15 protein-coding genes and 2 pseudogenes are annotated in these 14,031 nt (G+C 71.5%); 5 read left to right on the top strand and 12 right to left on the bottom strand.

Going from position 1 to position 14,031, the window contains the following annotated elements:
* Nucleotides 1-401: 401 nt before the first annotated feature.
* From IO29_RS12785 to IO29_RS12755, 8 genes and pseudogenes are all read right to left on the bottom strand, one after another.
* Nucleotides 402-962, bottom strand: coding sequence for a nitroreductase family protein (locus tag IO29_RS12785; RefSeq protein ID WP_030379280.1), 561 nt, complete (start codon nucleotides 960-962; stop codon nucleotides 402-404).
* On the bottom strand, nucleotides 959-2,233 hold the full coding sequence (locus IO29_RS12780; protein WP_030379279.1) for a cation:proton antiporter: 1,275 nt from the start codon (nucleotides 2,231-2,233) through the stop codon (nucleotides 959-961). Before IO29_RS12780 ends, IO29_RS12785 begins: the two co-directional genes overlap by 4 nt.
* Before the next feature lie 64 nt (nucleotides 2,234-2,297).
* The gene (locus tag IO29_RS12775) at nucleotides 2,298-3,164 is read right to left on the bottom strand and encodes a dimethylarginine dimethylaminohydrolase family protein (RefSeq protein WP_030379278.1); all 867 of its coding nucleotides are present in this window, start codon (nucleotides 3,162-3,164) and stop codon (nucleotides 2,298-2,300) included.
* A gap of 132 nt (nucleotides 3,165-3,296) precedes the next feature.
* Nucleotides 3,297-3,614: pseudogene (locus IO29_RS12770) on the bottom strand (GFA family protein); the annotation flags it as partial.
* 392 nt (nucleotides 3,615-4,006) lie between these two features.
* The gene (locus IO29_RS12765; protein ID WP_030379276.1) at nucleotides 4,007-4,447 is read right to left on the bottom strand and encodes a GFA family protein; all 441 of its coding nucleotides are present in this window, start codon (nucleotides 4,445-4,447) and stop codon (nucleotides 4,007-4,009) included.
* 38 nt (nucleotides 4,448-4,485) lie between these two features.
* The gene (locus tag IO29_RS38500) at nucleotides 4,486-4,635 is read right to left on the bottom strand and encodes a hypothetical protein (RefSeq protein WP_158709321.1); all 150 of its coding nucleotides are present in this window, start codon (nucleotides 4,633-4,635) and stop codon (nucleotides 4,486-4,488) included.
* 225 nt (nucleotides 4,636-4,860) lie between these two features.
* Entirely contained in the window at nucleotides 4,861-6,108 is a 1,248-nt protein-coding gene (locus IO29_RS12760) for an MFS transporter (protein WP_033225335.1), read from the bottom strand.
* A complete protein-coding gene (locus IO29_RS12755) occupies nucleotides 6,105-7,517 on the bottom strand; it encodes an NAD(P)-binding domain-containing protein (protein ID WP_030379274.1) in 1,413 nt (470 codons plus the stop codon). The genes IO29_RS12760 and IO29_RS12755 overlap by 4 nt, the downstream gene beginning before the upstream one ends.
* A 146-nt stretch (nucleotides 7,518-7,663) precedes the next feature.
* Here IO29_RS12755 and IO29_RS12750 point away from each other — a divergent pair, with 146 nt between their 5' ends.
* The 4 genes from IO29_RS12750 to IO29_RS12735 all read left to right on the top strand — a co-directional run bounded on the left by IO29_RS12750 (nucleotide 7,664) and on the right by IO29_RS12735 (nucleotide 10,644).
* On the top strand, nucleotides 7,664-8,725 hold the full coding sequence (locus IO29_RS12750; protein ID WP_030379273.1) for a flavin-containing monooxygenase: 1,062 nt from the start codon (nucleotides 7,664-7,666) through the stop codon (nucleotides 8,723-8,725).
* Between the two features lie 41 nt (nucleotides 8,726-8,766).
* Complete coding sequence (locus tag IO29_RS12745) at nucleotides 8,767-9,141, top strand: ArsR/SmtB family transcription factor (RefSeq protein ID WP_030379272.1); 375 nt, start codon at nucleotides 8,767-8,769, stop codon at nucleotides 9,139-9,141.
* 28 nt (nucleotides 9,142-9,169) lie between these two features.
* Entirely contained in the window at nucleotides 9,170-9,676 is a 507-nt protein-coding gene (locus IO29_RS12740; RefSeq protein ID WP_030379271.1) for a GNAT family N-acetyltransferase, read from the top strand.
* Between the two features lie 152 nt (nucleotides 9,677-9,828).
* On the top strand, nucleotides 9,829-10,644 hold the full coding sequence (locus IO29_RS12735; RefSeq protein WP_030379270.1) for a sulfite exporter TauE/SafE family protein: 816 nt from the start codon (nucleotides 9,829-9,831) through the stop codon (nucleotides 10,642-10,644).
* Between the two features lie 168 nt (nucleotides 10,645-10,812).
* Here the strand turns inward: IO29_RS12735 and IO29_RS12730 are convergent, their stop codons facing one another.
* Nucleotides 10,813-11,220: a heavy metal-responsive transcriptional regulator gene (locus tag IO29_RS12730; RefSeq protein WP_030379269.1), complete on the bottom strand. Its 408-nt coding sequence runs from the start codon at nucleotides 11,218-11,220 to the stop codon at nucleotides 10,813-10,815.
* A 98-nt stretch (nucleotides 11,221-11,318) separates the two neighbouring features.
* Between IO29_RS12730 and IO29_RS38495 the strand changes: the two genes are divergently transcribed.
* Entirely contained in the window at nucleotides 11,319-11,465 is a 147-nt protein-coding gene (locus IO29_RS38495) for a hypothetical protein (protein ID WP_158709320.1), read from the top strand.
* Between the two features lie 57 nt (nucleotides 11,466-11,522).
* Here IO29_RS38495 and IO29_RS12725 read toward each other — a convergent pair.
* The 3 genes and pseudogenes from IO29_RS12725 to IO29_RS12715 form a co-directional block, all read right to left on the bottom strand.
* Nucleotides 11,523-12,580: pseudogene (locus IO29_RS12725) on the bottom strand (ArsO family NAD(P)H-dependent flavin-containing monooxygenase).
* Nucleotides 12,577-13,689: an ACR3 family arsenite efflux transporter gene (arsB, locus tag IO29_RS12720; protein ID WP_030379268.1), complete on the bottom strand. Its 1,113-nt coding sequence runs from the start codon at nucleotides 13,687-13,689 to the stop codon at nucleotides 12,577-12,579. Before arsB ends, IO29_RS12725 begins: the two are co-directional and overlap by 4 nt.
* Nucleotides 13,686-13,994 carry an ArsR/SmtB family transcription factor gene (locus IO29_RS12715; protein WP_030329993.1) on the bottom strand — a complete coding sequence of 103 codons (309 nt, stop codon included), beginning with the start codon at nucleotides 13,992-13,994 and terminating at the stop codon, nucleotides 13,686-13,688. Before IO29_RS12715 ends, arsB begins: the two co-directional genes overlap by 4 nt.
* Nucleotides 13,995-14,031: the final 37 nt, after the last annotated feature.

Raw genomic sequence — 14,031 nt, 5'->3', positions numbered from 1 at the left:
CCACGAGCGGGAGACGGATGCCGTCTCCTACCGACCTGCAGATGTCGCCCAACGGCTGGAGTACCAGTACCCCCAGGCGCCACCACCCGTACCCGCCAGCCAAGCCCACGGCGACGGCTGGGCGTTGAGCAACGCGCAGCAGGCGATGGTGAGAAGGGCTACGCCGAGGGCCGGGATGCTTGCGAAGCCCAGACGGGTCGGGCGGTCGAGAGTCGCCATGTTTCTACTCTGTCAGACTCACGCCGGCTTCAAGAGCTGTTGCGCGCCCCGGAGACCGGGTAGCCGGCAGTCCGTGAGGTAGGAGGGCTTCCACCCAGTGGCGACCGAGAGACCGACGGACCGGTCAGCCCCCGGAAGAGACTGCGGTCGTGGAGGTCGACGAGTCGGCGGGGTCAGCCGCCTCAAGACCAGGTCATCTTGCCGCGGACGTCGCACGGTGCGCGCATTTTGATGACCTCGTCCGCCGGCCGCGTCCCGACGTACAGCCAGCCCAGGAGCTGTTCATCGTCGTCGATGCCGAGGTACTTGCGGACCTGGGGCGCCTGGACGGCGCCGCCTGTGCGCCAGATCGACGCGAAGCCGTGGCTGTGCAGGAGGAGCGACAAGGTGGTGACCATGCCAGTGGTGGCGGCCAGTTGCTCCCACTCGGGGATCTTCGGGTGGTCGGGCATGGGCCGGTGCACGATCGTCAGGAGCAGGGGCGCACGCATGGGCTTGCCAGCGGCGCGGCGGGCTTGTTCCGGTGTGGCGGCGGCTTCTGCGAGCGCGTCGCCGAGTCGGCCCCGCTCGTCGCCGCTTACTGCGACCAGCCGCCAGGGGCGAAGCCGCCCGTGGTCGGGTGCGGTGGCCGCGGCCTGGACGAGGCGCTCCAGGTCGGCGGGGCCGGGGGCGGGCTCGGTCAGGTGGGGCGCGCTGCGCCGGGTGAGGACCGCATCCAGGACCGGGTTCGGGGATCGGGTCATCGGATCGCCTTTCGGGCCGGGGCGCGCTCGGGATCGTCATGCGGTGCTGGCGGGGTCATCCGTGGGTCGTCACCGGTCACGCGGCGGAGGATCGGGGCGGTTGCGGCGGTGGTGATGACGGTCATGATCACCAGGAGGGTGAACAGAGGCTCGGTGATGACGCCGGCTTGCAGGCCGATACCCAGGACGACGAGTTCGGTCAGGCCGCGGCAGTTCATGAGCGTGCCGACGGCGGCCGACCAGCGCCAGTCGGAGCCGGTGAGCCGGGCGGCGCCGGCAGCGCCGCCCCATTTGCCGACCACGGCGACGGCGAGGATGGCCGCGCCCCAGCCCCACTGTCCGGCGGGCAGAGCGAAGAAGTCGGTGTGCAGGCCGGCGTCGACGAAGAACAGCGGCAGCAGGAGCGGCAGGACGACGGCGCGGATGCGCGCGGCGCTGCGCTCGACGGCCGGCAGGCCGCGTGGGGCGGCGGCGCCGAACAGGAACGCGCCGAAAGCGGGGTGCACGCCGATCTGGTCGGTGGTGTAGGAGCTGAGGCACAGTCCGGCGAAGAGGAGGGCCAGGACGAGTTCGTCGCCGGTGCGGCTGGCGCGCTCGAGCAGGGTGCGCAGCAGGGGGCGTATGAGGGTGAGGCCGGCGGCGAAGGCGGCAGTGAGACCAAGGGTGGTCAGGGCCGACAGGGCGGTGCCGGTGGTGGCCAGGGCGACGGCGGCGGTGAGCAGACACCAGGCGAGGGCGTCGTCGGTGGCGGCGCAGGCGAGGGCGAAGGTTCCCAGGGGGGTGGTCTCCAGGCCGCGGTCGGCGAGGATCCGTGCGAGGACCGGGAAGGCGGTGATGCTCAGGGCGACGGCGACGAACAGGGTGAACGGCAGCCGTCCGACGCCGTCTGGGGCAAAGTGCGGGTAGAGGGCGGCGGCCAGGGCGGCGCCGAGGGCCATGGGGATCAGGAGCCCGGTGAGGCTGACCGCAGCGACAGCGCTGCGGGTGGTGCGCAGGCTGCGTAGGTCGAGTTCCAGTCCGATCAGGAACAGGAACGCCAGGAGGCCGAGGGTGCCCAGGGTGGAGGTGACGGGGAGAACCGAGGGCGGCAGGAGGTGCATCTGGACGGTGGGTGCGAGCCAGCCGAGCAGCGAGGGACCGAGGAGGATTCCGGCCAGGATCTCGCCGATGACCGGCGGCTGGCCGAGCAGCCTGACAGCCCTCCCGCCGGCCTGGCAGGCGAGGACCACGACCGGGACGGCGAGAAGCACGGGCAACAGCGCGTCGGACACGACAGCTCCAGAAGTCGGGCGAGAGACCGCACGGGCGGCGCGGCGGCCGGGCGGGTGGGGTGGATCAGGCGCGGATCAGTGGCAGGGTGGTACAGCGCAGCGAGCCGGGGATTCGCGTGACCTCGCTGTAGTCGACGGCGAGGACCTCGAGTCCGCGTGCGGCGAGCTGCCCCGCGATGCGGTCGCTGCCGGCGATGACGATCACGGTGTCCGGAGCGATCGCCAGGACGTTGGCCTGGACGGCGCGCGCTTCTGCGTCGGTGACGTCTACAAGGTCGAAGTGCTTCTCGAAAAAGCGCTGTTCGGCGTGCGGGAAGACGTCGCGGTGAATGAGAGCGGTGCCGGGCGCGACGATGGTGAAGTGGTCGTCCAGATGGACGATGCCGCGGGTGGCGAAGCGGACCGGGCGGACCTCGCGGTCGACGCCGTGGTGGGACAGCGCCTGCTGCAGTGCCGCCACACCCGCGGGGGACGTCTCTTCGCCGAGGCCGACGAGGACGGTTCCGGTGTGCAGAGCGACGTCTCCGCCCTCGATGGTGCCCGCGTCCAGGCGGGCGACGTGCGGGGCGCCGGTCAGCAGCGGGGCGAGGGCGTCGGCCTCGGGGAGGCGGTGCGTGGCGTTCAGGCGCGCCATGACCAGGAGGTGGTCGATGACGAAGGCGATGTCGCGGGGGTAGTGCTGGACCGGGCAGCCCGGCGCGGCGTCGAGGAGGGTCACCTCGGTGCCGCGGCTTCGGAGGAGGTCGATCAGGGTGTCCTGCTGGGTACGGACGGTGGCCGGGTCGTACGGCTTCCAGGAGCTGGTGGTCTTCTGGCGGGTCAGGACGGGGTGGACGTCGGGACCGTCGAGGTCGGGGGTGACGTCGCTCGCGTAGCGCATGGCGACGTGGCGCAGGGTGCCGTACTCGCTGGTGGCGTGAGGCGTGAGCACGATGGGTCTCCTGGGCGGGGTGCGGGACGGGCCGTCGGAGGTGAGCCGGACGGGGCGCAGACGGTCCCAGGAGGGTGCGGCTCCGGGGGCCGGCAGGGTCAGGGCTGCTGGCCCCCGGAGGTCTCGCGGGTGTCAGCCGACGGGGCTCTTCTTCTGGGTGTCGGGGACCTGGTCCAGCCAGTGCACGGCGTCGGCGCGGAAGGACTGGTTGACGGGTACGAGATCGTCCCCGGTGGTGTCGTCCAGGGCGGTGACGACGATGCCGAGCTCGGGGACGTCGCTGTCGATCGCCGCGAGGCGGCTGCCGCAGTTCGGGCAGAAGCCGCGCTGAGCCTCGCCCTCGAACGTGGTGTACCAGGTCGGCTCGACACCGCCTGTCCAGGTGACGTTCTCGGGAGCGAAGCCGGCCCACCACATCATCGGTCCGCCGCCGAGCTTCTTGCAGTGCCGGCAGCTGCAGGTTTCCCTGTCAAGTGCTTGTGTTCACGTCTTGTGCCCCCTCTTTCTGGTGGCGCGCAGTGGCGGCTGCCGAAGGAGCGGGACGGCCAGCCGACGGACGGGATGGACAGTTCCTGTACGGCTAATTCTGCTGTGTCTTACGGGGTGTTGGGGCCGCTTCGATGAAATTGATGTGCCCCTTTCGCGGGGGCGGCTCGCAATTCGTCACCGGTACCCCGATGCTTGGCCCACCCAGATTCCTCGAATTCGACACTGCCTGACTAACCAAAGCCCTGGCTCTCACTTCCGCTTTCGTCCCACGATGGGGTGGCAGCTCGAATTCGTCGAGGAAGTAGTCCCGCGCATTTCTCAAGTACCTTGAATGTCCCTGAACTGCCGCGGTGTCAGCCGGTCGCGCTGGGCTCTGTCAGTGCCACCGAGGGCAGCCAGCGCACGGCGTTGTCGTGGAAGGACGCGTGGATCGGGACGAGGTCTTCGCCGCTCGTGTCGTCGAGGGCCGTGACGTTGATGCCGATCTCCAGGACGTCGCTGTCGATCGCCGCAACGCGGCTGCCGCAGGTCGGGCAGAAGCCGCGCTTCGCCTCACCGGGGAAGGTCTCGTACCAGGTTGGTTCGCCACCCTCGCCGGTCCAGGTGATCGTCTTGAAGCCCACCCACCACATCACGGGGGTGCCGCCGAGTTTCTGGCAATGAACACATTCACAGGTGTGGGGGAAGACTGCCGGGCCCTGGGCGGTGAAGCGGATGCGGCCGCACAGGCAGCCGCCGGTGCGTACCTCGGCTTCTTCGGCTCCCTGGGTGTCGGCGGCGGGGGTGGCGTTCATCAGGTGATCTCCCGGGTGGAGTGGGCAAGTTGAGCCCATCAGTGTGCCATCGCTTCCGTGATCGCCAGGACGCTGTTGGCGGCTCTGGCGTGGCCCCGGCCGTGTGCGCCGATCGCGGAGACGTCACGGGCCCGGGCGACGAACCCGCGCTCAGGGGCGTCCCAGGGCGCGCACGGCCCATCGGGCATCGCGCCAGGGCACAGTGCCTGTCTGAATCGCCGGGTGGTGTGCCGAACCCGACGAAGCGCCACTCGCCACTGCGGTGACCGACCTCGTCCCTCCCGATCTTGGCTGCGAACACGTACGAAGCGCGCGGGTTCGCGGATTCCCGGAGTGGTGGAAAGGAGGACCCGCTCGCTGGATCGCCGTGGAGAGTGATCCGGGAGCGGGTTCGCAGGGGCGGTGCTCCTCCGTCAGCTCGGCGATGTACGTGGTCCTCTGCGCACACCGGCGGGGTCCGAGCAGGTGGCGATGAGCGCGGCGAGGACTGATGTGGTGGCCAGCAACCAGAAGAGGTGGGGATAGCCGCCGAGGAGGGGCGCGAGTGCGGCGCCGGCGAAGGGGGCGAGTGCGGCGGCGGTGGTAGCCGGGGCCGCGAGGAGGCCGGAGAGACGGCCGTAGTGGGTGTGGCCCCAGCGGTCGGTGACGGCGGTGGCCTGGAGCAGGGTGAGGTTGCCGCGGACCATGCCAGCTGCGACCGATACGGCGATCAGCAGGACGTATGGGCCTGGCGTCACGGCGAAGGCGATGGTGGTGATGCCGCCCAGGGTGATGAGGACCGTGGTGCGCATGGTCGCGGTCGTACGTCGGGCGAGGCCCGCGTACAGGGTGCGGCCCAGGGTTTGTCCGGCGCCGCCGATGCCGAGGACCCAGGCGGCCTGGGCGGTTGAGTAGCCGCGTTCGAGCAGCAGCGGGACGAGGGCGACTACGACGGCGTACATCGCGAACGCCGACAGGGTGAATGCTGCGGCGAGGAGCCAGAAGGAGCGGCTTCTGGCGACGGGTGTGGTGCCGTCGGCATGGTGGGGTGCGGCGGGTGGGGCGGGCGGCCAGGGTGCGCGCAGGGCCAGGGCGTGCGCGGGGATGGTCAGGACGGCGAGCAGTCCGGCGAGGGCCAGGTAGGTGTGCCGCCAGGAGAGATGCTCGGCGAGCAGGGCGGTCAGGGGTGCGAAGACGGTGGACGCGAGTCCGCCGGCGAGGGTGACGATGGTGAGTGCGCGAATGTGGTCGGGGGCCCACCAGCGGGTGAGGGCGGCGAAGGCCGGCTGATAGAAGGTGGACGCCATCGCGAGTCCGGCGAGGGCCCAACCAGCGAAGAAGACGGGCAGGTTGGGGGCGGCGGCCACGAGCAGCAGGCTGACGGTGCCGAGGAGGGAACCGGTGGTCATGACGGCGCGCGGGCCGCGCCGGTCCAGGACCCGGCCGACGCGGATTCCAGCGAGGGCGGAGACGACGAGGGCGAGGGAGAAGGCCGCGGTGGTCGCCCCGGCCGGCCAGCCGGTCGCGTGCGTGATCTCGGAATTCAGAACGGGGAACGCGTAGTAGACGATGCCCCAGCTGGTGATCTGCGTCAGGCAGAGGGCGGGCAGGGCGGCGTGGGGCCGCGACCGGTCCCCCGATCCGGTCGCGGCCCCGCGGACTGAGGTGTTGAGGTCGGTCACGAGCCGCAGCAGCCGCCCGCCGGAGCCTCCTCGGCCGCCGTGACGCCGACGGCCACCGCAACGGGGGCGCCGAGCTGGACGAGCTGCGGCGCCGGGGCGCAGCAGCCGCCGCCGTCACCTTCCTGGGCGTCGGGGTTGTCGAAGAGGCCGGCACCGCCGCAGACTCCGGTCTCGGGGAGGGTGAGTTCGACGCGGTCGGCGGAGTCGAGGTCGCCGGCGATGGCGGCGGCGACGGAGCGGACCTGTTCGTAGCCGGTCATGGCGAGGAACGTCGGGGCGCGGCCGTAGGACTTCATGCCGACCAGGTGCACGCCCTGCTCCGGGTGGGAGAGCTCGCGGTGGCCGTGCGGGTAGACGGTGCCGCAGGAGTGCTGGTTCGGGTCGATCAGCGGCGCGAGCTCGACCGGCGCCTGGAGACGCTCGTCGAGCCCGAGGCGCAGCTCGTCCAGGAAGGACAGGTCGGGGCGGAAGCCGGTCAGCACGATCACCTCGTCGACCGGGTCCAGACGGCGGCCGTCCTCGCCGACCAGGACCAGGCGGCCGTCGTCCGCCCGCTCGATCGCCTCGGTGCGGAAGCCGGTGACCGCGTCCGCGTAACCCTCGTCTACGGCGGCCTTCGCCGCCAGGCCCAGGGCGCCGCGCGCCGGGAGCTGATCGGCTTCTCCGCCACCGAAGGTGGAGCCCGAGATGCCCCGGCGCAGGATCCACACGCCCTTCGTACCCGCGCCGTCGTCGGACTTGGCGAGGTCGGCGAGGTAGGCGAGCGCGGTGAAGGCGGAGGCGCCCGAGCCGATCACGGCGGTGCGCTTACCCGCGTACCGGGCCCGGACGGCGGGGTCCTTCAGATCCGGGACGCGGTAGGTGATCCGGTCCGCGGCGGCCTTCTCACCGAGCGCGGGCAGTCCGCTTCCGCCGGCCGGGGACGGTGTGGCCCAGGTGCCGGAGGCGTCGATGACGGCGCGGGCGAAGAGGCGCTCCTCGCGGCCGTCGGTGTGGGCGACGTGCACGACGAACGGCTGGGCCTCGCGGTCGGCGTCCACGATCCGGTCCCGGCCGGTGCGCGAGACGCCGGTCACGGTGGCGCCGGTGCGGACGCGGTCGCCGAGGACGTCGGCGAGCGGCTGCAGGTAGAGGTCGGCCCAGTCGCCGCCGGAGGGGTAGGTGGCCGGGTCGGGGCGGGTCCATCCGGTGGGGGCCAGGAGCTTCTCGGCGGCGGGGTCGACGACTTCGCCCCAGGTGGAGAACAGCCGCACGTGCGACCACTCGCGCACCGCGGCGCCGGCGGTAGGCCCGGCTTCCAGGACCAGGGGCTCGATGCCCTGGTCGATGAGGTGGGCGGCGGCGGCCAGGCCGGCGGGTCCGGCCCCGATCACGACGACGGGCAGCTCGGTGGTGGCGGGCGCGTTCACGGCGACGGGCAGCTCGGTGGTGGCGGGCGCGTTCACGGCGACTCCTTGCGTGTTTCGACATCTGTCGATGCTTGCGCGGCCCAGCATGACACCTGTATTGATGGGCGTCAACATAGACATTCATCGAACCCTGGGGGGATTCGCTGATGGAGCACATTGACGTCGCCGTGATCGGCGGCGGCCAGTCCGGTCTCGCCACCGCCCATGCGCTGCTGCGGCGCGGGCTGCGGCCGGTGGTGCTGGAGGCGTCCGACCGTGCGGCCGGCTCGTGGCCGCACTACTACGACAGCCTGACGCTGTTCTCGCCCGCCCGGTACAGCTCCCTGCCCGGGATGCCGTTCCCCGGCGCCGACCGCGACCGCTACCCGCACCGCGACGAGGTCGTCGCCTACCTCACCGCCTACGCCGACCGCCTGGACGCCGACCTCCGCACGGGCTGCCGCATCACCGCGGTCCGCCGCACCGGCGACGGCTTCACAGCGGAGCTGGAGGGCGGCGGCCGACTGTCCGCGCGGGCGATCGTGGCGGCCTCCGGGACGTTCGGCCACCCGCACCGGCCCGCGCTGCCGGGCCTTCAGGAGTTCACGGGGCAGGTGCTGCACGCCGCCGACTACCGCAGCCCGGCCCCCTTCTCCGGCCGCCGGGTGGTCGTGGTCGGGGCCGGGAACTCCGCGGTGCAGATCGCCGCCGAGCTCGCCGAGACGGCACGGGTCACGCTCGCCAGCCGCGCCCCGGTGAAGTTCGCCGCCCAGCGCGTCCTCGGCCGCGACCTGCACTTCTGGACGGCCCGCACCGGCCTGGACACCGCGCCCCTCGGCCGGTTCCTTGCGCGCCCGCCGGCGCAGCCGGTCCTCGACGACGGCCGCTACCGGGCCGCCCTGGCCGCCGGACGACCCGACCGGCGGGCGCTGTTCACCGGCGCCGACGGGGCCAAGCTCGTCTGGCCGGACGGGCAGCGGGAAGAGGTCGACGCGATCGTGCTCGCCACCGGCTACCGCCCCGACCTGCCCTACCTCGCCGGCCTCGACGGCGCTCTTGACGCCGACGGGAACCCCCGGCACCGCGAAGGGATCGCCACCGGTGTGCGCGGGCTGGCGTTCGTCGGGCTGGAATGGCAGCGCAGCCTGTCGTCGAACTCGCTGCGGGGCGTCGGACGTGACGCGGAGCGCATCGCCCGGCGCCTGGCCGCCCATCTCGCGCGCCGCTGACGGCCTCCCCGCACTGGTTCGATGTGTGTCAACATAGACGCATGTCGAATGCCAAGGTGCTGCCGCTGCTCGAGCCCGCCGACGGTCAGGGTGTGGCGCCGTGCTGCCCGCCGCTGACCGAGCGCCCGATGACCGCCGCGGAGGCCGAGACGGCCGCGCGGATGTTCAAGGCGCTCGGCGACCCGGTCCGCCTCCGGCTGTTCTCCGCCGTGGCCTCGCACGAGGGCGGGGAGGCGTGCGTGTGCGACATCTCCGACGTCGGCGTCTCCCAGCCCACCGTCTCCCACCACTTGAAGAAGCTGAAGGAGGCCGGGCTGCTCACCTCCGAGCGGCGCGGCACCTGGGTCTACTACCGGGTCGAGCCGTCGGTGCTCGCCGCGATGGGCAAGCTGCTGACGCTGCCGGCCGCGGCCTGATGATCGACCAGAGACAGGGGGAACCGTGGTGAGTGGGGCGTTGAGCGCGGTGGTGGTGCCGCTGGCGGCGGAGCACGCCGAGCAGGTGCTGGCGATCTACCAGGCGGGCATCGACGAGGGCAACGCCACGTTCGAGACCGCCGCCCCGAGCTGGGAGGCGTTCGACGCCGCAAAGCTGCCCGAGCACCGCTTCGCCGCACTCGACGCGGACGGGGCGGTGCTGGGCTGGGTCGCCGCGAGCAGGGTCTCGGACCGCTGCGCGTACGCGGGCGTGGTGGAGCACTCCGTCTACGTCGACCCTGCCGCCCGCGGCCGCGGCATCGCCTCCGCCCTGCTCAAGGCGCTGATCGACTCCACCGAACGCGCGGGGATCTGGACGATCCAGTCCGGGATCTTCCCCGAGAACACCGCCAGCCTCGCCGTCCACCAGCGTGCCGGCTTCCGTGTCATCGGTACACGGGAGCGGATCGGGCGCCACCACGGCGTCTGGCGCGACGTCGTCCTCGTCGAGCGCCGCAGCCCAGCGATCGACTGAACGCAGGCCGCTCGGTGGGCATGCGGTGGCAGCGTGCGCGGATGCCGCTACTCGGAGGTCTGGACGAATCCTGACCGGGTACGCGGTGCCTTCGGCCGAAGGGGACGTGGTGCCGTAGCGGGCGGGGGCGGCTGACAGCGAAGATGCCCGGCATGACCACTGACCAGAGCCTTGTTCCGCTGCGCCCGACGCATTCCATACCTGCGGTGTTCGGCGCGGGAGCGGCCATCGGGGTGCTGGGCGGGATGATCGGGCTGGGCGGGGCGGAGTTCCGTCTGCCCCTGCTGATCGGCCTTTTCGGGTTCGCGGCGCTCTCGGCCGTCATTCTGAACAAGGCGATGAGCCTGGTGGTGGTCCTCGTTGCGCTACCCGCCCGCCTGGCCGGGGTCCCGGCCGCCGAGGTGGCCGCACGCTGGCCGGTCGCGGTCAACCTGCTGGCCGGCAGTCTGATCGGTGCGTGGGCCGGAGCGAGCTGGGCGGTGCGCATACGAAGCTCCACCCTCTACAAGGTGCTGGCGGCGCTAATGGTGCTCATGGCCAGCGCCCTGGTGGCCACCCACACCACGTCCCTGGGCACTCTCTCCCTGCCGCTGTGGGCCCAGGTGCCGGCTGGCGTCATTGCCGGGTTCGGCATCGGCCTGGTCGCCGCGATCATGGGTGTCGCCGGAGGCGAGCTGCTGATCCCGACGATCGTGCTGCTGTTCGGCCAGGACATCAAGACCGCCGGAAGCCTCTCGCTGCTGGTGTCGTTGCCGACGATGCTGGTCGCGTTCGCCCGCTACAGCCGCGACGGCAGCTTCGCCGTCCTCGGAGTCAACCTCCGCTTCACCCTGGTCATGGTCGCGGGGTCCACGGTCGGCGCGGTGCTGGGCGGACTACTCCTGGGTGTGTTCCCGGACCTGGTGCTCATCCCCCTGCTGGCCGTGATCCTGCTCGCCTCCGCCATCAAGCTCGCCCGCCATCACTGACGTTGCCAAGTCGACGCGGGTCGCCGGCCTCCGTGCTGCGCGGGCAGGACCACGTGAGAGTGCGCGCTCAGTGGCTCAGCAACAGTGCGATCTGCGCTGCAGGTGCAGTCGTGGTTCGCCATGGGCGGCCCGCGATCAGGTAGCCAGGCACCGGCACGGCGGTGGGGCTCAGGCGTCCTCGATGATCGAGCACACGGTGGCCGGCTCGCCGCAGGGCCGGTCGTCGGCGCCCCGACGGGTCTCGGTGAGGGTCTGGCGCAGCGCGAGGAGATCGGTGATGGTCGCGTCGATCTCGGCGATGCGCGCGTCGAGCAGGTTGCGGACAGCGTCGCACGGTGGGGTTCCGCCGCGGCGGATGTGCAGGACCTCGCCGACATCGTCCAGGTGCAGGCCCAGTGCGCGGGCCCGGCGGATGAACGTCAGCAGCTCGACGTCGTCTTCGCTGTAGAGCCGGTAGCCGGCCTGGCTGCGCTCCGCCCTGGGCAGCAAGCCCTTGGCTTCGTAGACCCGGACGGCCTTGCGTGTGAGCCCGGCGGCCTTGGCCGCCTGCCCGATCGTCATCCCTTGCATCACCATGTGCGTTCCTCCTCCCGCCCAGTGTTGACCTTGCCCCAGGGGCCAGGTTCTAGCGTCGCTCGCGACGGAAGCGAAACGCGAACAAGGAGGTGAGCGCGATGCCGTTCCGTGAGGGCGAGGTGTATCGCTGCCCCGATGAGAACTGCGGGTGCGAGCTGACGGTGACCAAGGGCGCCCCGGCCACCTGCGGCGGCCAGCAGAACCCGACGTGCTGCTGCGGCAAGACCATGGTCAAGGCCGCGTAGCCGCACGTCCCCGGCCGCCCGGCACCGCGCGGCCGGGGACGGCCGCACCACCCGCGCTCACAGGAGCCCGGCGATCTCGCGTACCGCGTCCCGGGCCGGGCGGCCCACGCCGATGAGGGTCGCGGAGGCCGGACCGTCCAGTCGCCGTAGCCGATCAGATGCAGCCGCGGCTCGCCCAGAGCCCGGGTTCCGTCGGTGGGGATGTGGCCGCGCGCACCGCGCAGGTTCAGCGGGGCGAGGTGGGACAGGGCCGGGCGGAAGCCGGTGCACCAGACGACGGCGTCCGCGCCGGTATGGCTGCCGTCGGCCCACTGGACACCGTCGGCGGTGAACCGGGCGAACATCGGCTTCGCCTGCAGAAGTCCGGCATCGCGAGCGGCCCTGACGGGCGGCACGGCCACGATGTCGCCGAGGGAGGCGACCCCGCCGGTGTCGCTGCGGCCGGCGTCGAGAGCGCGGCGGCGGGCGGTGGCGACATCGAACAGGGCGCGACCGTCGATGTCGTCCGGCAGGAACCGCGGCGGGCGCTGGGTCACCCACGTCACCTCGACATGGCCGTCCAGGGCGAGGTCGGCGGCGATCTGCGCGCCGGAGTTCCCGCCGCCCACCACGATCACGTGCTGCCCGGCGAAGTCGGCCGGACAGCGGTAGTTCACCGTGTGCAGATGCCGCCCGGTGAAGACGGATCGGCCGGGGACGGCGGGCAGGAACGGCCGCGACCAGCTGCCGGTCGCGCTGATGACCGCACGGGCCCGCCAGATGCCGGAATCCGCTTCGACCAGGAGCCGGTCTGCATCGCGGCGTACGGCGTCCACACGGGTGCCGCGCTGGACGGGCAGGTCGTAGCGCTTCTCGTAGTCGGCGAGGTAGTCCACCACATGCCCCGCGCCCGGGTACGTCTCCCCGGGCTGGGCGGGCATGAGCCGGCCGGGCAGCGAGGAGTGCTCCGCCGGAGAGAACAGGTGCAGCGAGTCCCACATGTGCTGCCACGACCCGCCCGGCGCCGCCTCCGCGTCCAGGATCACGAAGTCCAGACCCTGGCGGCGCAGGTGGTAGCCGGCGGCGAGCCCTGCCTGCCCGCCGCCGACCACCACCACATCCGTGTGCTGCGTCACGGGGCCGTCGTCACCGCGCCCGGGGCGAACTTCCTGCGCCAGGCGAGCGCGACGTAGACCAGGCCGATCAGCACCGGGACTTCGATGAGCGGTCCGACGACGCCGGACAGGGCCTGGCCGGAGGTGACGCCGAAGGTGGCAATGGCGACCGCGATGGCCAGCTCGAAGTTGTTGCCCGCCGCGGTGAACGCCAGCGTCGTGGTGCGGTCGTAGGCCAGGCCCAGGCCCTTGCCGAGGAGGAAGGTGCCGAAGAACATGACCGCGAAGTACACCAGCAGCGGCAGCGCGATCCGGGCGACGTCCAGCGGCTGGGAGGTGATCGTCTTCCCCTGGAGGGCGAAGAGGATGACGATCGTGAACAGCAGCCCGTACAGCGCCCACGGTCCGATCTTCGGCAGGAACTTCGCCTCGTAGTCGGCGCGGCCCAGCTTCTTCTCACCGATGCGGCGGGTGAGGAACCCGGCAAGCAGCGGGATGCCGAGGAAGATGATGACGTTCAGCGCGATGTGCCACACGGAGACGTCCAGGCCCTGGCCGTCGCCAAGGTTCATCCACCGGGGCAGCAGGTCGAGGTAGAACCAGCCCAGCAGGCCGAACGCGAGGACCTGGAACACCGAGTTCAGTGCGACCAGGACGGCGGCGGCCTCACGGTCGCCGCAGGCGAGGTCGTTCCAGATGATGACCATGGCGATGCAGCGGGCCAGGCCGACGATGATCAGGCCGGTGCGGTACTCGGGCAGGTCAGGCAGGAAGATCCACGCCAGGGCGAACATCACCGCCGGGCCGACGATCCAGTTGATGACCAGCGAGGAGATCAGCAGCTTGCGGTCACTGGTCACGCGGTCGAGCCGGTCGTAGCGGACCTTCGCGAGGACCGGGTACATCATGACGAGCAGTCCGAGCGCGATCGGCAGGGAGATCCCGCCGATCTCGATCTTCGCGAGCGCGTCGTTCATCCCCGGGATGATCCGGCCCAGGGCCAGGCCGACGGCCATGGCGAGCAGGATCCACACCGCGAGGTAGCGGTCGAGGGTGGAGAGCTTCTTGACGATCGAGTCGTCCCCACCGCCGGCCGGAGCGGGTGCGGTGGTGGGCTCGGTGGAGGTCACGGGCAGGCCCTCTTGTTCTCGGCGGCGGTGCGGGCGGAGGCGGCGAGCTCGGCAAACTGCTCGGACAGGCCGGCCAGGACCTCGGGCTTGAGCTTGTAGTAGGTGAAGCGGCCGCAGGGCTCGGTCTCCACGATCCCGGCCTCGCGCAGCACCTTCATGTGGTTGGACAGGTTGGTCTGCTTGGCTCCGGTCTCCTCGACCAGGTGCGTCGTGCAGAGCGTCTCGCGCGCCAGCAGGGTCACGATCTTCAGGCGGAGCGGATCGCCCAGCACCCGGATCACGTCAGGATCGACTGAAGTCAGCATGCACTGATACTCTCACATCACCACTCGCTGATACCAG

The organism is Streptomyces sp. NRRL F-6676 (genome assembly GCF_000725625.1).
Lineage (GTDB): Bacteria > Actinomycetota > Actinomycetes > Streptomycetales > Streptomycetaceae > Streptomyces.
This window is presented reverse-complemented; position numbering and strand designations above follow the sequence as displayed.